This window comes from Pseudarthrobacter phenanthrenivorans, assembly GCF_000813845.1.
Classification (GTDB): domain Bacteria; phylum Actinomycetota; class Actinomycetes; order Actinomycetales; family Micrococcaceae; genus Arthrobacter; species Arthrobacter phenanthrenivorans_B.
Genome location: NZ_JWTB01000032.1, coordinates 14,179 through 31,730, shown reverse-complemented (window position 1 = coordinate 31,730; position 17,552 = coordinate 14,179). Strand labels below are relative to the sequence as shown.

Sequence of the window (17,552 nt, the reverse complement as noted above, 5' to 3'; positions counted from 1 at the left end):
ATGTGAGTTTCAGGCACTCCTGCTGTCGTGAGAAACTAACCCGGTGACTTCAACAACTGTGCCCGTGATCTTTGACCTGGACGGCACTCTTGTCGATCCGGCCGGTGGAATAACTGAGGGAATTGCATCGGCCCTCCGGGAGCTGGGGCTCCCGGTTCCCGGCCAGGAACTGCTCGATGCGATGATCGGCCCCAAGCTCAGCGACTCACTGCTCAACGTGGCAAAGGTACCGGCGGACCAACTCGGAGAAGTGGTCCGCCGGTACCGCGAGTACTACGTCGCCACCGGAATCGGCCAGAGCCGGCTCTACCCGGGCATCCGGGACATCCTCGAATCCTTCGCGGCTGCGGGCCACCCTGTGGCCGTGGCCACCCAAAAACCCCAGCGCCTGGCGCATAAAGTGTTGGCACACCACGGCATCGACGGGTTCTTCCAGGGCATCCACGGTTCCGCCGACGATGAAACGGCAGTTGAGGGCGTGCCGCTGGGCAAGACCCAGATCATCGCCGCCGCCCTCCGGGACCTGGACACCCAGCACGCCATCATGGTGGGGGACCGCGCCCAGGACGTCGCCGGCGCCATCGCGAACGGACTGGATTGCATCGGGGTGAGCTGGGGCTTCGCTCCGGAGGGGGAACTGGAGGAAGCCGGCTCCGTCGCGGTCGTCACGACCGGCGAGGAACTGGTGGCCGTTATCGGACGGCTGCAGGCCATCCACGCAGCGGCCATGAGCGGGGTGAGCAACGATGGAAATGTTTGATGCCGTCCGCTGGACCACGCGCAACCTGATCGCCGGCACCTGCCGGCCCACCGTCGTCGGACTCGAAAACGTCCCCTCCGACGGGCCCTTTATCGTGGCCCCCAACCACCTTTCCTTCTTCGACAGCGTGATCGTCCAGGCACTCATGCCCCGCCCGGTCGCCTTCTTCGCCAAAGCCGAGTACTTCACCACCGGCGGCGTCAAGGGCAAGGTCATGAAGGCCTTCTTCGAATCGGTGGGTTCCATTCCGGTGGAGCGCGGTGAACAGGCCGCAAGCGTCCAGGCGCTCAAAACCCTGCTGGACATCCTCGAATCAGGCCGCGGTATCGGCATCTACCCCGAAGGCACCCGGTCACGGGACGGCATCCTCTACCGGGGACGCACAGGTGTCGGCTGGCTGGCCCTTACCACCGGCGCACCCGTAATCCCGGTGGGCCTGATCGGCACCGAGAAGCTCCAGCGCGCCGGGGAAAAAGGGGTCAGGCCGCAGCACTTCACCATGAAGGTGGGTGAACCGCTGTACTTCGACAAGACCGGACCCGACCACTCCCTGCCCGCCCGCCGGGAAGTCACGGACCGGATCATGGACGCAATCGCCGGGCTCAGCGGCCAGCAACGTTCGGCAAGCTACAACCAGAGCAAGACTGTCGAATAGACCCGGGCCCCGTTGACAGCCCGCCCGCAGCCAATGGGGCGCTGCTGTCAATGAGGTACGGCGCGACTCAGTAGACTTGATAGGTGGCAAATCCAGCAAGTTACCGGCCCAAAACCGGTGAAATACCCACCAACCCCGGCGTCTACCGTTTCCGTGATCCGCACGGGCGGGTCATCTACGTCGGCAAGGCGAAAAGCCTCCGGTCCCGGCTGAACTCGTACTTCGCCAACCCGGCCGGGCTGCTGCCGAAGACCTACGCGATGGTCCACGCGGCCAGCAGCGTCGAATGGACCGTGGTGGGCAGCGAACTGGAGTCGCTGCAGCTGGAATACACCTGGATCAAGGAATTCAAACCGCGCTTCAACGTGGTGTTCCGGGATGACAAAACCTATCCCTACCTCGCTGTCACCATGAGCGAAAAGTATCCGCGCGTGCAGGTCATGCGGGGGGACAAGCGGAAAGGGACCCGCTACTTCGGTCCCTACACGGCCGGCGCCATCCGGGAAACGATGGACACCCTGCTGCGGGTCTTCCCCGTCCGGAGCTGCAGCGCGGGCGTCTTCAAGCGTGCCGAGGCCAGCGGCAGGCCGTGCCTGCTGGGCTACATCGACAAATGCTCCGCGCCCTGCGTGGGGCGCATCGGGCCCGAGGACCACCGGGCACTGGCCGAGGACTTCTGCGCCTTCATGGGCGGCGAGGCCAAGCGGTTCATCAACAAGCTCGAAAAGCAGATGGCCGACGCCGTGGCGAAACTGGATTACGAGCACGCGGCGCGGCTGCGCGACGACATCACGGCCCTCCGCAAGGTCTTTGAACGCAATGCCGTCGTGCTGGCCGAAGACACCGACGCCGACGTCTTTGCCCTGCACGAGGATGAACTCGAAGCCGCCGTCCAGGTGTTCCACGTCCGCGGCGGCAGGATCCGAGGCCAGCGCGGCTGGGTGGTGGAAAAGGTGGAGGACTTCACCACCCCCGACCTGGTGGAACACCTCCTGCTGCAGGTCTACGGCGAGGACGGCGACACCCACGGCCGGCTGCCCCGGGAAATCCTGGTTCCGGTGGAGCCCAGCAACACCGACGACCTCGCCACCTGGCTGGGCGGTATCCGCGGTGCCAAGGTGGACATCCGCGTGCCCCGCCGCGGGGACAAAGCCGCCCTGATGTCCACCGTGCGGGAAAACGCCGAACACGCCCTGAAGCTGCATAAGACGCGGCGGGCAGGAGACATCACGGTCAGGTCCCAGGCGCTGCAGGAACTCCAGGAAGCCCTTGACCTGCCGGTGCCCCTGCTCCGGATCGAGTGCTTCGATGTGTCCCACGTCCAGGGCACCAACGTGGTGGCCTCCATGGTGGTGGTGGAGGACGGCCTGCCCAAGAAGTCGGACTACCGCAAGTTCTCGATCACCGGTCCCGCGGCCGCCGACGACACGGCGGCGATGCACGACGTCCTGACCCGCCGGTTCCGCCACTACCTTAAGGACAAATCGGCCCAGGTGGACGAATCGGTCCTTGCCGCGGATCCCGCGGACCTGTCGGACAGCCCAGACGCCGCAGACCCCGCCCCGGGCAGCACGGTGCTGGACAGCACCACGCCTGCGCCCAAGGCGAAGTTTGCCTACCCGCCCAACCTGGTGGTGGTGGACGGCGGGCAGCCACAGGTGAACGCGGCGGCCCGGGCCCTGAAGGACCTGGGCATCGACGATGTCTACGTGGTGGGCCTCGCCAAGCGCCTGGAGGAAGTGTGGCTGCCGGACAGCGACTTCCCGGTGATCCTGCCCCGCACCTCGCAGGGGCTGTACCTGCTGCAGCGGATCCGGGACGAGGCGCACCGCTTCGCCATTACGTTCCATCGGCAGAAGCGCGGCAAGGCCATGACCGTATCGGCGCTGGATGCCGTCCCCGGGCTGGGCGCCTCCAAGCGGAAGGCCCTGCTGGCACACTTCGGGTCCGTCAAGGGAGTGAAGGCGGCCAGCGCCGAAGAGCTTGCGCAGGCCAAGGGCATCGGCCCGGCCCTGGCCACCGCCATCGTGAACCACTTCGCCGGGGACGGGACCGAATCTGCATCCGTGCCCGCCATCAACATGTCCACCGGCGAAATCATTGAATCTTAGCTAGGGTAAAGGACGGGGCGGCGCCACTGCGGTTGCCCTGCGGACAACAAGGAAACGGGGCAGGCTTCATGGCAGACACGACGGCGGAATCCGGAGCGGGGCACGACGGGCTGGAGCCCGTCAAGCCGCTCGAAGCGGAGCTGCTGGTGGTCACCGGAATGTCCGGCGCCGGCCGGAGCACTGCCGCCGACGCGTTGGAGGACCACGGCTGGTACGTCGTGGAGAACCTCCCGCCCCAGATGCTGGGCACGCTGGCGGAACTGGTATCGCATGCCCCGCAGTCCATTCCCCGGCTGGCAGTGGTGATCGACGTCCGCAGCAAGGGCCTCTTCGCCGACATCCGTGCGGCGCTGGGCGCACTGGCGGCGAGCGGCGTCACCTTCCGCGTCCTGTTCCTGGATGCCAGCGACAACGTCCTGGTCCGGCGCTTCGAGCAGGGACGCCGTCCGCACCCCCTGCAGGGCGGCGGACGCATCCTCGACGGCATCGCCGCGGAACGCGAGCTGCTGCAGGAACTGCGCGACAGCTCCGACGTCGTCCTGGACACCTCCAACTACAACGTCCACGGCCTGGCCACCGCCATCACTGAACTGTTCAGCGAAACCGGCCCGGTGGCACTGCGCCTGAACGTGATGAGCTTCGGCTTCAAGTACGGCCTGCCCGTCGATGCCAACTACGTGGCGGACGTCCGGTTCATCCCCAACCCGCACTGGGTGCCCCAGCTGCGCCCGCTGACCGGCCTGGACAAGGATGTCAGCGACTACGTGCTGGAGGCGGAGGGCGTCAAGAACTTCGTGGACCGCTACGTCCTGGCGCTGGAACCCGTCCTGGAGGGGTACCGCAGGGAGAACAAGCACTACGCCACCATCGCGGTGGGCTGCACCGGCGGCAAGCACCGCTCCGTCGCGGTCGCCGTCGAACTCTCCAAGAAACTCGCGCAGTACCCGCGGGTCACGGTGACCACCGCGCACCGGGATCTGGGCCGCGAGTAATGGCGCTTTTCACCGGAGCCCTGCCCCTGGTGCCGCCGGCCGGCAAAGGCCCGGGACAGCAGGACAAGGGTCCCAATGTGGTGGCATTGGGCGGCGGCCACGGCCTGGCGGCCTCGCTCTCTGCCTTGCGCCTGCTCACCTCCGAACTCACCGCGGTGGTGACGGTGGCGGACGACGGCGGCTCGTCCGGGCGTCTGCGCGAGGAGTACGGCGTCCTTCCGCCCGGAGACCTGCGCATGGCGCTCTCCGCGCTCTGTGACGACACCGATTGGGGCCGGACCTGGCGTGACGTCATGCAGCACCGGTTCCGCCCCGGCAAAGGCCCTGGCGGTTCGCTGGATGAGCACGCCATGGGCAACCTACTGATCATCACGCTCTGGGAACTGCTCGGGGACACCGTGGCCGGGCTCAAATGGGCCGGCGCCCTGCTAGGTGCCCGCGGCCAGGTCCTGCCCATGTCCACGGTTCCGCTGACCATCGAAGGCGACGTCCGGGTGAGCGCCCCTGACGGAGGAACCGCGCTGCAGACCATCCGGGGCCAGGCACGCTGCGCCGTGGCCGGTTCACTGGAGGAAGTCCGGCTGCTGCCCAAAGCGGCACCGGCCTGCACGGATGCCCTGACCGCCATCGAGCTTGCGGACTGGGTGGTCCTGGGCCCGGGCTCCTGGTACACGTCTGTCCTGCCGCACCTGCTGCTGCCCGAAATGCGGCAGGCCCTGTGCAGCACGCCGGCCAAGCGGTGCCTGACCATGAACCTCGCCACAGACACGAAGGAGACCTCCGGCATGACGGCGGCGGACCATCTGCGCGTCCTGCGCCGGTACGCCCCCGAGTTCAGCGTCGACGTCGTCCTCGCGGACCCGGCGTCCGTACCGGACCGGCAGGAGTTCGAGAAGGCGGCCGGCATGATCGGCGCCGAGGTGGTCTTGGGTAAAGTAGGGGCGTCGGGACGCCGCCCCGTCCACGAGCCGCTCCGGCTGGCCACGGCGTACCAGGACATTTTTGGGAACAGTTAGGAAGGTGCCATGGCACTGACAGCATCGGTCAAGGAAGAACTGTCCCGTCTGGACATCAAGAAGTCATCAGTGCGCAAGGCAGAAGTTTCCGCCATGCTCCGGTTCGCCGGCGGACTGCACATCATCTCGGGCCGGATCGTCATCGAGGCGGAAGTGGACCTGGCGTCCACTGCCCGCCGGCTCCGGGCCGCCATCGCCGAGGTGTACGGACACCAAAGCGAAATCATCGTCGTGTCCGCCGGCGGACTGCGCCGCGCCAGCCGCTACGTGGTCCGGGTGGTCCGCGACGGTGAGGCGCTGGCGCGGCAGACCGGCCTGCTCGATGGCCGGGGCCGCCCCGTGCGCGGGCTGCCGTCCGCCGTCGTCAATGGCTCGGCGGCAGACGCCGAGGCTGTCTGGCGCGGCGCGTTCCTGGCCCACGGTTCGCTGACGGAACCCGGCCGCTCGTCGTCGCTGGAGGTCACCTGCCCCGGCCCTGAGTCCGCCCTGGCCCTGGTGGGCGCCGCCCGCCGCCTGGACATCCAGGCCAAGGCACGGGAAGTCAGGGGAGTGGACCGGGTGGTCATCCGCGACGGGGACACCATCGCTGCGCTGCTGACCCGGATGGGCGCCCACGACGCCCTGATGGTGTGGGAGGAGCGCCGCATGCGCAAGGAGGTCAGGGCCACGGCCAACCGGCTCGCCAACTTCGACGACGCCAACCTGCGCCGCTCTGCGCAGGCAGCCGTTGCCGCCGGTGCGCGGGTGGAGCGGGCCCTGGAAATCCTGGGCGACGACGTTCCGGACCACCTGAAGTATGCGGGCGAACTCCGCGTGGCCCACAAACAGGCAAGCCTGGATGAACTGGGCCGGCTCGCCGACCCCGTCATGACCAAGGACGCCATTGCCGGCCGCATCCGCCGCCTGCTCGCCATGGCCGACAAGCGCGCCCTTGACCTGGGGATTCCCGGCACGGACGCCAATGTGACGCCGGAAATGCTGGACGAGTAAGCGCCCCATAGAATCAAAAAAGGATTCCGGGCACCCGCTGCCCGGATGCACAATCCGAGAGGTACCAACCGGACCCTGGGGTCCACGATATTGGAGGATTTTGTGACCGAGTACGTTTTGCCGGAACTCAGCTACGACTACGCCGCCCTCGAACCGCACATTTCTGCGCGGATCATGGAGCTGCACCACAGCAAGCACCACGCCGCCTACGTGGCAGGTGCCAACAACGCCCTGGCACAGCTGGCCGAGGCCCGCGAAAAGGGCGACTTCGCCAACATCAACCGCCTGTCGAAGGACCTCGCGTTCCACACCGGCGGCCACATCAACCACTCCGTGTTCTGGAAGAACCTCTCCCCGGACGGCGGCGACAAGCCCGAAGGTGAGCTGGCAGCCGCAATCGACGACGCCTTCGGCTCCTTCGATGCGTTCCGCGCCCAGTTCTCCGCCGCGGCACTTGGCCTGCAGGGCTCCGGCTGGGGTTTCCTGGCGTACGAACCCATCGGCGGCAACCTGGTTATCGAGCAGCTCTACGACCAGCAGGGCAACACGGCACTGGGCACCACCCCGCTGCTGATGCTGGACATGTGGGAGCACGCCTTCTACCTGGACTACGTCAACGTGAAGGCCGACTACGTCAAGGCGTTCTGGAACATCGTCAACTGGGCGGACGTCGCCCAGCGCTTCGAGGCAGCACGCGCCAACGCCACGGGCCTCATCACCCTCCCGTAGTGACCGGGGTTATACCCCGCTGTAACAAACTTCACATTCGGACTTAAACCGGCCGGGATGTGGACGGTCCGCCCCCGCACTTGCGGGGGCGGACCCAGTTAAACGTAAGATAGGTCACGGAAGGCGGTTAGCCTTCAGCAATGAGGCTGGTCGCCCTCCGTGTTAATCATCTCTGCCCAATGGCGTGCGGGATCTGTTAGTTGGCTTGAACGCCCGCTCAACTAGTAGTGCTTCTCAAAGCACCAAGGAGACTGTAAAAGTGACGACCCGTATTGGTATCAACGGCTTCGGCCGCATTGGCCGCAACTACTTCCGCGCAGCACTTGCCCAAGGCGCGGACCTTGAGATCGTTGCAGTCAACGACCTCACCAGCCCCGAAGCCCTGGCGCACCTGTTCAAGTACGACTCCGTCGGCGGGCGGCTGAAGGAAACCATCGAGGTCAAGGACGGCAACATCGTCGTCAACGGCAATGTGGTCAAGGTCCTGGCGGAACGCGATCCCGCCAACCTGCCCTGGGGCGAACTGGGCGTGGACATCGTCATCGAATCCACCGGTTTCTTCACCAAGGCAGCCGACGCGCAGAAGCACATCGCAGCCGGCGCCAAGAAGGTCCTGATTTCCGCTCCCGCGTCGGATGAGGACATCACCATCGTGATGGGTGTGAACCACAACCTCTACGACAACGACAAGCACAACATCATTTCCAACGCATCCTGCACCACCAACTGCCTCGGCCCGCTGGCCAAGGTCGTCAACGACGAATTCGGCATCGAGCGTGGCCTCATGACCACCGTCCATGCCTACACCGCCGACCAGAACCTGCAGGACGGCCCGCACAAGGACCTGCGCCGTGCCCGCGCCGCCGCCATCAACATGGTGCCCACCTCCACCGGTGCCGCCAAGGCCATCGGCCTGGTCCTGCCGGAGCTCAAGGGCAAGCTTGACGGCTACGCCATCCGCGTCCCCGTGCCCACCGGCTCCGCCACCGACCTGACCGTCACCGTCTCCCGCGAGACCACCGTCGAGGAAGTCAACGCAGCCCTCAAGCGTGCCTCCGAGTCTGACGAGCTCCAGGGCTTCCTGACCTACACGGAAGAGCCGATCGTCTCCTCCGACATCGTCGGAGACCCCGCGTCCTCCATCTTCGACGCCGGCCTGACCAAGGTCATTGGCAACCAGGTCAAGGTTGTTTCCTGGTATGACAACGAATGGGGCTACTCCAACCGCCTCGTGGACCTTACGGAGCTTGTCGCATCCAAGCTGGGCTAGGGTTAGACACATGACATCACACACCCTCAACGAACTGATCGCTGAAGGTGTCCGCGGGCGGTACATTCTGGTTCGAAGTGACCTGAATGTGCCGCTCGACGGCTCTACAGTGACTGACGACGGCCGCATCAAGGCCTCGCTTCCAGTGCTGGCAAAGCTCACGGACGCCGGTGCCCGCGTGCTGGTAACAGCCCACCTTGGACGCCCCAAGGGCGCCCCTGATGAAAAGTACTCCCTGCGTCCCGCGGTGGACCGCCTTGCCGAACTGGCGGGCTTCAAGGTCACCCTGGCAGCCGATACCGTCGGTGACGCTGCCAAGGCAGCGGCTGCGGCCTTGCAGGACGGTGAAGCGCTGGTCCTGGAGAACGTCCGCTTCGACGCCCGCGAGACCAGCAAGGACGACGCCGAGCGCGGCGCCTTCGCCGACGAACTGGTCGCCCTTACCGGCACCAACGGTGCCTTCGTGGACGACGCCTTCGGCGCCGTGCACCGCAAGCACGCCAGCGTCTACGACGTCGCCACCCGGCTTCCGTCGTACCAGGGCGACCTGGTGCACACCGAGGTGGAAGTCCTCAAGAAGCTGACCAGCGACACCCAGCGCCCGTACGTCGTGGTGCTTGGCGGTTCGAAGGTCTCGGACAAGCTGGCCGTCATCGACAACCTGCTCGGCAAGGCCGACACCATCCTGGTGGGCGGCGGGATGCTCTTCACCTTCCTGGCAGCGCAGGGCCACAAGGTCGCCTCAAGCCTGCTTGAGGAAGACCAGATCCCCGTGGTCCAGGACTACCTGAAGCGGGCAGCGGACGCCGGCACGGAATTCGTGGTTCCCACGGACGTCGTCGTCGCAGAGAAGTTCGCCGCAGACGCCAGGCACGAAACCGTGGCGGCCGACGCCATCGAGGGCAGCAGCTTTGGCGCCCAGGGCATCGGCCTCGACATCGGACCCGACACCTCGGCCGCTTTTGCCGAACGGATCAAGACGGCCCGGACGGTTTTCTGGAACGGCCCCATGGGTGTCTTCGAATTCGAGGCATTCTCGGCAGGCACCCGGGCCATCGCCCAGGCCCTCACCGCCACCGACGGTTTCACCGTGGTAGGCGGTGGCGATTCTGCTGCGGCCGTGCGCACCCTGGGGTTCACCGATGACCAGTTCGGCCACATTTCGACCGGTGGCGGTGCCAGCCTGGAGTACCTCGAAGGCAAGGAACTTCCGGGCCTCAGCGTCCTGGACCGGTAGCACTCCCGCTACTGTCCCGCAGTAACCGGACCATGCAGTCCTCCGGCCGGCAGGTTGCCCGCGGCAGCCTGCCGGCCGAACACATATAAAAAACTTTTTTGGAGATTACGTGACTACGTCAACGAACGGCGCTTTCGACCGCAAGCCCTTCATCGCGGGCAACTGGAAAATGAACATGGACCACGTGCAGGGCATCACCCTCCTGCAGAAGCTGGCCTGGACCCTCTCTGACGCCAAGCATGACTACAGCCGCGTCGAGGTGGCCGTTTTCCCGCCGTTCACCGATCTCCGCGGTGTCCAGACCCTGGTCCAGGGCGACGACCTGCAGGTCGCCTACGGCGGCCAGGACCTGTCGCAGTTCGATTCCGGTGCCTACACGGGTGACATCTCCGGCCAGTTCCTGGCCAAGCTGGGCTGCTCCTACGTCCTCGTCGGCCACAGCGAACGCCGCACCATCCACAACGAGTCGGACGAGGTCCTCAATGCCAAGGTGAAGGCGGCCTTCAAGCACGGCCTCGTTCCCGTCCTCTGCGTGGGGGAGGGCCTGGAAATCCGCCAGGCAGGGACCCATGTGGAGCACACCCTGGAGCAGCTCCGCGCCGGGGTGGCAGGACTCACCAAAGAGCAGGCATCTGATCTCGTGGTTGCCTACGAACCCGTCTGGGCCATCGGCACCGGCCACGTGGCAGGCCCGGAGGATGCACAGGAGATGTGCGCCGCTATCCGCGCGGAACTGGAAAGCATCTTCGATGCCGATGTTGCGGCCAGGACCCGCCTGCTCTACGGCGGTTCGGTCAAGGCCAACAATGCGGCCGCCATCCTGAAGGAGCGCGATGTCGACGGCCTGCTGGTGGGTGGCGCCAGCCTCGATCCTGCCGAGTTTGCTAATATTGTCAGGTTCGAGAGCCACCTGGTCGCGGACTAGTCCCACACCAGCACATACTCCCGCAATCCCAACTCCCGAAAGGCCGTCGTGGACGTTCTTCATGTCATCCTGCAGATCCTCCTGGGCATCACGAGCCTCCTGCTGACGCTCCTGATCCTCCTGCACAAAGGCCGCGGCGGTGGGTTGTCCGACATGTTCGGCGGCGGCATGAGCTCGGGCCTGAGCTCTTCCGGTGTGGCCGAACGCAACCTCAACCGCTTCACCATCATCCTGGGTGTCACCTGGGGCGTGGTGATCATCGCCCTCGGCCTGATCATGCGGTTCAGCGGCGGCGGGGATTCCTGACCCCAGGGCCTGGCACAAGGTACTTTCGGCCCTCCCGGCCCTTGGACCTGCCCTTTAAACTGTGGCTGTCGGTTTCCGGCAGCCACAGTTTTTTGTTTAACGGCGCCTAACGTCAGGGAGTTGTTATGGTCCATCCAGCATCAGGTTTCCGGGGAACCCGCGCCGGAGTGGTGGCGGGTTCCGGATCGAGCCTGCATCCGAACGACTCGACCTCCCAGCCCCCGCCCCGTATCCGGGTGTCCTATTGGTGCGCGAGCGGGCATGAGACCCAGCCTGTGTTCCTGAAAATGCCCGAAGACCAGATCCCCCGGACGTGGGACTGCAGGCGCTGCGGAGCGCCGGCTACCCGGGACGGCCAGGCCGCGGCACCTGAGGACCTGTTTGACGAGGGTTACAAGACGCACTTGGAATACGTTAAAGAACGGCGCTCCGACCAGGACGCCGAAGACGTCCTGGCCGGAGCGCTGGAAAGGCTACGCGCCCGCGGCGTCCTTCCGGACCAGCTGCTGCGGGACGCGTGAGGCCGCGTTCTCGTCGATCAGCCACAGGGTGCGGGAGGTTCCCCTGGGGCCGGAGGCAGGCACCTGCACGGGATTGGCTCCCGCCAATGCCAGTCCCACCGCGCCGGCCTTATCTTCCCCGGCCACAACCATCCACACCTCCGCCGCCGTATTGATGGCGGGAAGGGTAAGGGAGATCCGCAGCGGGGGCGGCTTGGGGGAGTTCCGGACACCCACCACGGTCTTGTCCTTTTCACGGATCCCGGCCTGCTCCGGGAACAGCGAGGCGATGTGGGCGTCGGGTCCGACGCCCAGGAGCACCACATCGAGGCGGGGGAGAGTTGAGGGCTCCTCCGGCCTGTCGTCGGACATGTCAGCGGCGTGCTCCGCTGCTGCGGCGTCCCGGAGTTGGCGGGCGTAGTCCTCAGCCGCTTCCTCGGGGGAACCGAACTCGTCCGTGGAACCCGGTGAGTGCACCCGGTCCGGATCCACCGGTATATGTGACAGCAAGGCGTCATACGCCTGCTTGGTGTTCCGGTCCGGGTCATCCGAGCCAACGAAGCGTTCGTCGCCCCACCAGAAGTTGACCTTTGACCAGTTGACGGCAGGCGCCGCGGGAGAATCCGCTACGGCCTTCAACGTACCGATCCCCACGGTTCCCCCGGTGAGCACCACGGTGGCTTCGCCGTACTTGTCCTGGACATCAACGAGCTTGGTGATCAGGCGTGCCGCAATGGCGGCCATGAGGACGGACGAATCAGGATGGATGCTTACTCGTGGGTCAACGCTCACTGGGTCGGACGCTCCTTAGATTGGTACGTGGCAGTCCAATAGTAATCACTTCGCCAAAAACTTCGTCGGGGTCAAGCCGCCGGAGTTCTTCGGCAAGGCAATCGCGGAGGCTGCGGCGTGGGAGGGAGATCCGTTGGGCCGGTTGGCCGGGTTGGGTGAGCTCGGCGACCGAGAGTCCGGGGCGGAAGAGCTGGACATCGCCGCCGGGGCGGCTGAGGCGGACACGGCGTATTCCGGTTCCGGCCGGGTCCGCGACGATGGTGACGGGGGCGTCCAGCGTCAGGGTGAGCCAGGCGGCCAGCAGGATGGTCGAGGGTGAGTCGGAGGCCCCTTCGACGGCGACGGCCGTGACAGGTGAGGAGTCCACTTCGTCCAGGGCCGCGGCCAGCTGGATCCGCCAGTTGGTCAGCCGGGTCCAGGCAAGGTCGGTGTCGCCGGCCTTGTAGGTGTGGTGGATCCTCTCCAGCGCGGCCTGCGGGTCGGGTTCGTTCGCGGAGTCGGTGATCCGGCGGTGCGCGATTGCGCCGATGGAGGTTTCGCAGGCGTTCTCCGGGGCTCCGTGCGGCCACCAGGCCACGATCGGAGCGTCCGGGAGCAGCAGCGCAGCCACCAGGGACTCGGATTCGCGCGCGAGCTGTCCGTAGCCGCGCAGCACGATCACCTCGGAGGCACCCGCGTCCCCGCCGACGCGGATCTGCGCGTCGAGCCGGTCCTGCGCGTCCTTGCCGGCGTCGGCGAGGACGATGATCCGGCAGGGGTGTTCGCGGGAGGCGTCGTTCGCGGCCTCGATCGCTTCTTCCTCGAGCCCTGACTTGGTCACGACCACCAGGGTCAGTACCCGGCCCAGGGCAATCACGCCGCCCTGCTCGCGCAGGGCCATGAGCTTCTTGGAGACCTTCGAGGTGGTGGTGTCGGGCAGGTTAACGATCATGGCCTTCTCCAGGTTCGTCCGTCACGGGCCAGCAGTTCATCAGCGCTGGCCGGGCCCCAGGAGCCTGGGGCGTAGGGCTCGGGCTGCTCGTTCAGCGAGGCCCAGTATTCCTCGAACGGGTCAAGGATCTTCCAGGACAGCTCCACTTCCTCGTGCCGCGGGAACAGCGGCGGCTCACCGAGCAGCACGTCCAGGATCAACCGTTCATAAGCCTCCGGGGAGGACTCGGTGAACGAGTGCCCGTAGCCGAAGTCCATGGTCACGTCGCGGACTTCCATCTGGGTCCCGGGGACCTTGGACCCGAACCGGATGGTGACGCCCTCATCGGGCTGGACCCGGATTACCACGGCGTTCTGCCCGAAATCATCCTCGCCGTGGTCACGGAACAACAGGTTCGGTGCGCGCTTGAAAACCACCGCGATCTCGGTGACCCGCCGGCCCAGGCGCTTGCCGGCGCGCAGGTAGAAGGGCACCCCGGACCAGCGGCGGGTGTGGATGTCCACCCGGATCGCCGCGTAGGTTTCCGTGGTCGAATCGGCAGGGATGCCTTCCTCTTCCAGGTAGCCCTGGACCTGTTCGCCGCCCTGCCAGCCACCGGTGAACTGGCCCCGCGCCGAATGCGTGGACAGATCCTCGGGGAGCTTGACCGCGGCGAGGACCTTTTCCTTCTCCGCGCGCAGGTCATCGGCGTTGAAGGAGATGGGCTCCTCCATCGCCGTGAGCGCCAGCAGCTGCAGCAGGTGGTTCTGGATGACGTCGCGGGCCGCGCCCACGCCGTCGTAATACCCTGCCCGGCCGCCCGTGCCGATGTCCTCCGCCATGGTGATCTGGACATGGTCCACATAGTTCGCGTTCCACAGCGGCTCGAACAACTGGTTCGCGAAGCGCAGCGCCAGGATGTTCTGTACCGTCTCCTTGCCCAGGTAGTGGTCGATCCGGAACACCGCGTCCGGCGGAAACACCGATTCGACAATGTCGTTCAACTGCCGCGCCGATTCAAGGTCGTGCCCGAACGGTTTCTCGATCACGACGCGCCGCCACTTGTCCCCGTCGGCCTGCGCCAGGCCGTGCTTGGACAACTGCCGGCAGACCTGCTCGAACGCCTTCGGCGGAATCGAGAGGTAGAACGCATGGTTTCCCCGGGTGCCCCGGACGTCGTCGAGTTCCTTGATCGTCTCGCCGAGCCGCTCGAATGCGGCGTCGTCGTCGAACTCGCCCTGGACAAACCGGATGCCCTCGGACAACTGGTTCCAGACCGCCTCATCAAACGGCGTGCGCGCATGCGCCTGCACCGACGCCTTGACCTCGGCGGCGAAATCCTCCTTGTCCCATTCCCGGCGGGCAAAACCCACCAGCGCGAAACTCGGCGGCAACAACCCCCGGTTCGCCAGGTCATACACCGCGGGCATCAACTTCTTCCGGGCCAAGTCACCCGTGACCCCAAACAACACAAGCGACGAGGGACCGGCAATCCGGTTCAAGCGGCGGTCGCGCGGATCCCGCAACGGATTACGCCCGCGGCCCGCGCCTTTCCTGCCGTATTCAGTTTCTGGCATGGTGCTTCTGTGCCTTAGCTTTCGGTTGCGGATGCGCGGGTGGACAGGGCAGAGACGAGGTCCTGCAACTGGGCAACGCCCGCGGCACGGTCGGTCAGGTGGAGGCGCAGCACGGGACGGCCGTGCTCACCCAGGACCTGCGCGTCGCCGGCAGCCTGGGCGGCGATGAGCTCGCCGAACGTAAAGGGCCGGTCCGGGATGGCAAGGTCCCCGGCGGGCTCGGCTGTGACCTGGAGGAACACGCCGATGGCCGGACCACCCTTGTGGAACTGTCCGGTGGAGTGCAGGAAGCGGGGGCCCCAGCCGAAGGTTACGGGCCGTCCCGTTGTGGCTGCGAGCTCATCACGGATTCCCTCCAGACCGGCGAAGGCGAGCCGGTCGAAGTATGCCTGGACGCTCAGGTAGCTGTCCGCAGCAAGCGTGCCGAGCAGCGCTTTGACTGCGCCTTCGGCAGTTGAAGCGTCTCCCAGCCAGTCGCCGCCGCGCACCTCGATGGCCCCGTCAACGAATGCTGCGGGCGTCGGCTCGGGCTGGGCATCCAGCAGGCCGCGCGCCGCCACCTTGGCAGCTTCGACGTCGGGCTGGTCGAAGGGGTTGATCCCCAGCAGCCTGCCCGCCACCGCCGTGGCGAACTCCCACACCATCATCTGGGTGGCAAGGCCGCCGGCGATGGCCACCTGGTCTTCGCCGAGTTCGACGTCGGCATCCGGGGCGACGAGGCGCACCACCAGGACGTCGGGAGCACCCGAGGTGACCTCCGGAGCATTTGGACCCGCCACCACCGGCAGGACGCCGGTGCCCAGCTTGCCCGTGGATTCGGCGATGAGCTGTTCGGCCCAGTCCGCGAACCCAACAATGCCGGAGCCGTCTTCCGCGATGACGATCTTGTTCCGCAGGGGGGTGGTCCCACCCAGCGCCGTGCCCAAGGCAAGGCCGATGTTCTCGGGAGCGTCGTCGTTGAGGATTTCGGCAGCTTCTTCCGCCTCGTCCAGGAATGCCTGGATGTCCACGCCGGCCAGGCCGGAGGGGACCAGGCCGAACGCGGTCAGGGCCGAATAACGGCCGCCAACGTTGGGGTCCGCGTTGAAGACGGCGCGGTAGCCTGCTTCGCGGGATGCCTTGTCCAGCGGCGAACCCGGATCCGTGACGATGATGATCCGGCTCTTGGCGTCGAGGCCGGCTTCGGTGAAAGCCTGCTCGAAAATACGCCGCTGCGAGTCGGTTTCCAGGGTGGAGCCGGACTTGGACGAGACCACGATCGCGGTTTCGGCCAGCCGGTCCGCAAGGGCAGCACGGACCTGGTCCGGGTCCGTGCTGTCCAACACTGTCAGCTCGACGCCGGCGGTACCCGCAATGACCTCGGGGGCCAGCGAGGATCCACCCATGCCGCAGAGCACGATCCTGCTGACACCCTCGCCACGCAAAGCGTCACGGAGTTCCAGGATGTCCTTGACCAAAGGCTGTGAAACGGTTGCGGCTTCCACCCAGCCGAGCCGGATTGCCGACTCGGCTTCGGCGTCCGGACCCCACAGGGTGTGGTCCTTGGCGAAGATCCGGGTGGCGATCCTGTCCTCGACGAGGGCGGGAAGGTGCTGTTCAAGCGCCTGCTGGGCAGCGCCGGTGGCGTCGTAGCTGAGAGTGCTCATAGGTGTTAGGAAGCCTTTCGTGCAGAGGCGAGGGCGCCTTCGACGTCGGCCAGGAGTTCCTTCCAGCTGGCCACGAACTTGTCCAGGCCTTCGGTTTCAAGGAGCGCGACGACGTCGTTGTAGCTGACGCCCAGCTTTTCCAGGGCGTCGAGGGTTGCGTTCGCCTCATCATAGGTGCCGGTGACGGTATCGCCGGTGACCACGCCGTGGTCGAACGTGGCGTCCAGGGTCTTCTCCGGCATGGTGTTCACCACGCCCGGTGCCACTAGTTCGGTGACGTAGAGGGTGTCCGGGTAGGCCGGGTCCTTGACGCCGGTCGAGGCCCAGAGGGGGCGTTGGGGGAGTGCGCCGGCATCCGCCAGGAGGGCCCAGCGCTCGGTGGCAAAGAGCTCCTCGTAGACCTGGTAGGCAAGGCGGGCGTTGGCCACTCCGGCCTTGCCCTTGAGGGTCTTGGCCTCCTCCGTGCCGATCTTGTCCAGCCGCTTGTCGATCTCGGTGTCGACGCGCGAGACGAAGAACGAGGCGACCGAGTGGATCCTGGAGAGGTCATGGCCGTTCTCCTTTGCCCGCTCCAGCCCGGACTGGAAGGCGTTGATGACGGCGCGGTAGCGCTCCAGGGAGAAGATCAGGGTCACGTTGACGCTGATGCCCTCTGCCAGGGTTGCCGTAATGGCTTCGAGGCCTTCCACCGTCGCAGGAATCTTGATGAGGACGTTGTCCTTGTTGACGCGCTGGTAAAGGTGCTTGGCCTCGGCGATGGTTCCGGCGGTGTCCCAGGCGAGCCGGGGGTCGACCTCGATGGAGACGCGGCCATCCACGCCCTTCGTAGCGGCAGCCACGGGGGCGAAGAGATCGCAGGCGTCGGCGACGTCGGTGGTGGTGATCTCGAAGATGGTGTCTTCGACGCTGGCACCTGCGGCTGCCTTGGCGGCAATGATGTGGTCGTAGTCCGTGCCGGAGGTGATCGCAGCGTGGAAGATCGACGGGTTGGTGGTGACGCCAACGACGTTCTTCTCTTCGATGAGCTTGCGGAGCGTGCCGGTTTCCAGGCGTCCGCGGGAGAGGTCGTCGAGCCAGATGGAGACTCCGGCGTCGGAGAGCTGCTGGGTGGGAGTAGTCATGGTGTTTATCTCCTC

The 17,552-nt window shown here is 66.1% G+C and carries 17 protein-coding genes; 12 read left to right on the top strand and 5 right to left on the bottom strand.

Translation table 11 applies throughout. The features are described from left to right. The first annotated feature begins 43 nt into the window (after window positions 1–43). The 12 genes from RM50_RS16205 to RM50_RS16150 all read left to right on the top strand — a co-directional run bounded on the left by RM50_RS16205 (window position 44) and on the right by RM50_RS16150 (window position 11,512). Window positions 44–760: an HAD hydrolase-like protein gene (locus RM50_RS16205; RefSeq protein WP_043454793.1), complete on the top strand. Its 717-nt coding sequence runs from the start codon at window positions 44–46 to the stop codon at window positions 758–760. After that, on the top strand, window positions 747–1,415 hold the full coding sequence (locus tag RM50_RS16200; RefSeq protein WP_043454791.1) for a lysophospholipid acyltransferase family protein: 669 nt from the start codon (window positions 747–749) through the stop codon (window positions 1,413–1,415). The genes RM50_RS16205 and RM50_RS16200 overlap by 14 nt, the downstream gene beginning before the upstream one ends. An 83-nt stretch (window positions 1,416–1,498) precedes the next feature. Next, window positions 1,499–3,526 carry an excinuclease ABC subunit UvrC gene (gene uvrC / locus RM50_RS16195; RefSeq protein WP_043454790.1) on the top strand — a complete coding sequence of 676 codons (2,028 nt, stop codon included), beginning with the start codon at window positions 1,499–1,501 and terminating at the stop codon, window positions 3,524–3,526. Between the two features lie 68 nt (window positions 3,527–3,594). Then, window positions 3,595–4,518 carry an RNase adapter RapZ gene (rapZ, locus tag RM50_RS16190; protein WP_043454788.1) on the top strand — a complete coding sequence of 308 codons (924 nt, stop codon included), beginning with the start codon at window positions 3,595–3,597 and terminating at the stop codon, window positions 4,516–4,518. Beyond that, window positions 4,518–5,534: a gluconeogenesis factor YvcK family protein gene (locus RM50_RS16185; protein WP_043454786.1), complete on the top strand. Its 1,017-nt coding sequence runs from the start codon at window positions 4,518–4,520 to the stop codon at window positions 5,532–5,534. The genes rapZ and RM50_RS16185 overlap by 1 nt, the downstream gene beginning before the upstream one ends. Before the next feature lie 9 nt (window positions 5,535–5,543). Next, window positions 5,544–6,524 carry a DNA-binding protein WhiA gene (gene whiA / locus RM50_RS16180; protein WP_043454785.1) on the top strand — a complete coding sequence of 327 codons (981 nt, stop codon included), beginning with the start codon at window positions 5,544–5,546 and terminating at the stop codon, window positions 6,522–6,524. Window positions 6,525–6,626: 102 nt separating this feature from the next. Next, on the top strand, window positions 6,627–7,253 hold the full coding sequence (locus RM50_RS16175; protein WP_043454784.1) for a superoxide dismutase: 627 nt from the start codon (window positions 6,627–6,629) through the stop codon (window positions 7,251–7,253). A 259-nt stretch (window positions 7,254–7,512) separates the two neighbouring features. Next, on the top strand, window positions 7,513–8,523 hold the full coding sequence (gene gap / locus RM50_RS16170; RefSeq protein ID WP_043454782.1) for a type I glyceraldehyde-3-phosphate dehydrogenase: 1,011 nt from the start codon (window positions 7,513–7,515) through the stop codon (window positions 8,521–8,523). Between the two features lie 10 nt (window positions 8,524–8,533). After that, entirely contained in the window at window positions 8,534–9,760 is a 1,227-nt protein-coding gene (locus tag RM50_RS16165) for a phosphoglycerate kinase (protein ID WP_043454781.1), read from the top strand. A 109-nt stretch (window positions 9,761–9,869) separates the two neighbouring features. Beyond that, entirely contained in the window at window positions 9,870–10,685 is an 816-nt protein-coding gene (gene tpiA, locus RM50_RS16160; RefSeq protein WP_043454780.1) for a triose-phosphate isomerase, read from the top strand. Between the two features lie 48 nt (window positions 10,686–10,733). After that, complete coding sequence (gene secG, locus RM50_RS16155; protein ID WP_043454779.1) at window positions 10,734–10,991, top strand: preprotein translocase subunit SecG; 258 nt, start codon at window positions 10,734–10,736, stop codon at window positions 10,989–10,991. A 125-nt stretch (window positions 10,992–11,116) separates the two neighbouring features. After that, the gene (locus RM50_RS16150; RefSeq protein WP_043454777.1) at window positions 11,117–11,512 is read left to right on the top strand and encodes an RNA polymerase-binding protein RbpA; all 396 of its coding nucleotides are present in this window, start codon (window positions 11,117–11,119) and stop codon (window positions 11,510–11,512) included. Here the strand turns inward: RM50_RS16150 and pgl are convergent. Genes pgl through tal form a run of 5 tightly spaced genes read right to left on the bottom strand, consistent with a single transcriptional unit; the run spans window position 11,465 to window position 17,537 of the window. Beyond that, window positions 11,465–12,283, bottom strand: coding sequence for a 6-phosphogluconolactonase (gene pgl / locus RM50_RS16145; protein ID WP_043454776.1), 819 nt, complete (start codon window positions 12,281–12,283; stop codon window positions 11,465–11,467). The two genes, RM50_RS16150 and pgl, sit on opposite strands and share 48 nt — an antisense overlap. Next, window positions 12,273–13,214 carry a glucose-6-phosphate dehydrogenase assembly protein OpcA gene (locus RM50_RS16140; protein ID WP_043454775.1) on the bottom strand — a complete coding sequence of 314 codons (942 nt, stop codon included), beginning with the start codon at window positions 13,212–13,214 and terminating at the stop codon, window positions 12,273–12,275. Before RM50_RS16140 ends, pgl begins: the two co-directional genes overlap by 11 nt. Continuing rightward, window positions 13,211–14,770, bottom strand: coding sequence for a glucose-6-phosphate dehydrogenase (zwf, locus tag RM50_RS16135; protein ID WP_043454773.1), 1,560 nt, complete (start codon window positions 14,768–14,770; stop codon window positions 13,211–13,213). The genes RM50_RS16140 and zwf overlap by 4 nt, the downstream gene beginning before the upstream one ends. A gap of 14 nt (window positions 14,771–14,784) precedes the next feature. Continuing rightward, on the bottom strand, window positions 14,785–16,416 hold the full coding sequence (locus RM50_RS16130) for a hypothetical protein (protein ID WP_043454772.1): 1,632 nt from the start codon (window positions 16,414–16,416) through the stop codon (window positions 14,785–14,787). Window positions 16,417–16,421: 5 nt separating this feature from the next. Next, a complete protein-coding gene (gene tal / locus RM50_RS16125; protein ID WP_043454770.1) occupies window positions 16,422–17,537 on the bottom strand; it encodes a transaldolase in 1,116 nt (371 codons plus the stop codon). Window positions 17,538–17,552: the final 15 nt, after the last annotated feature.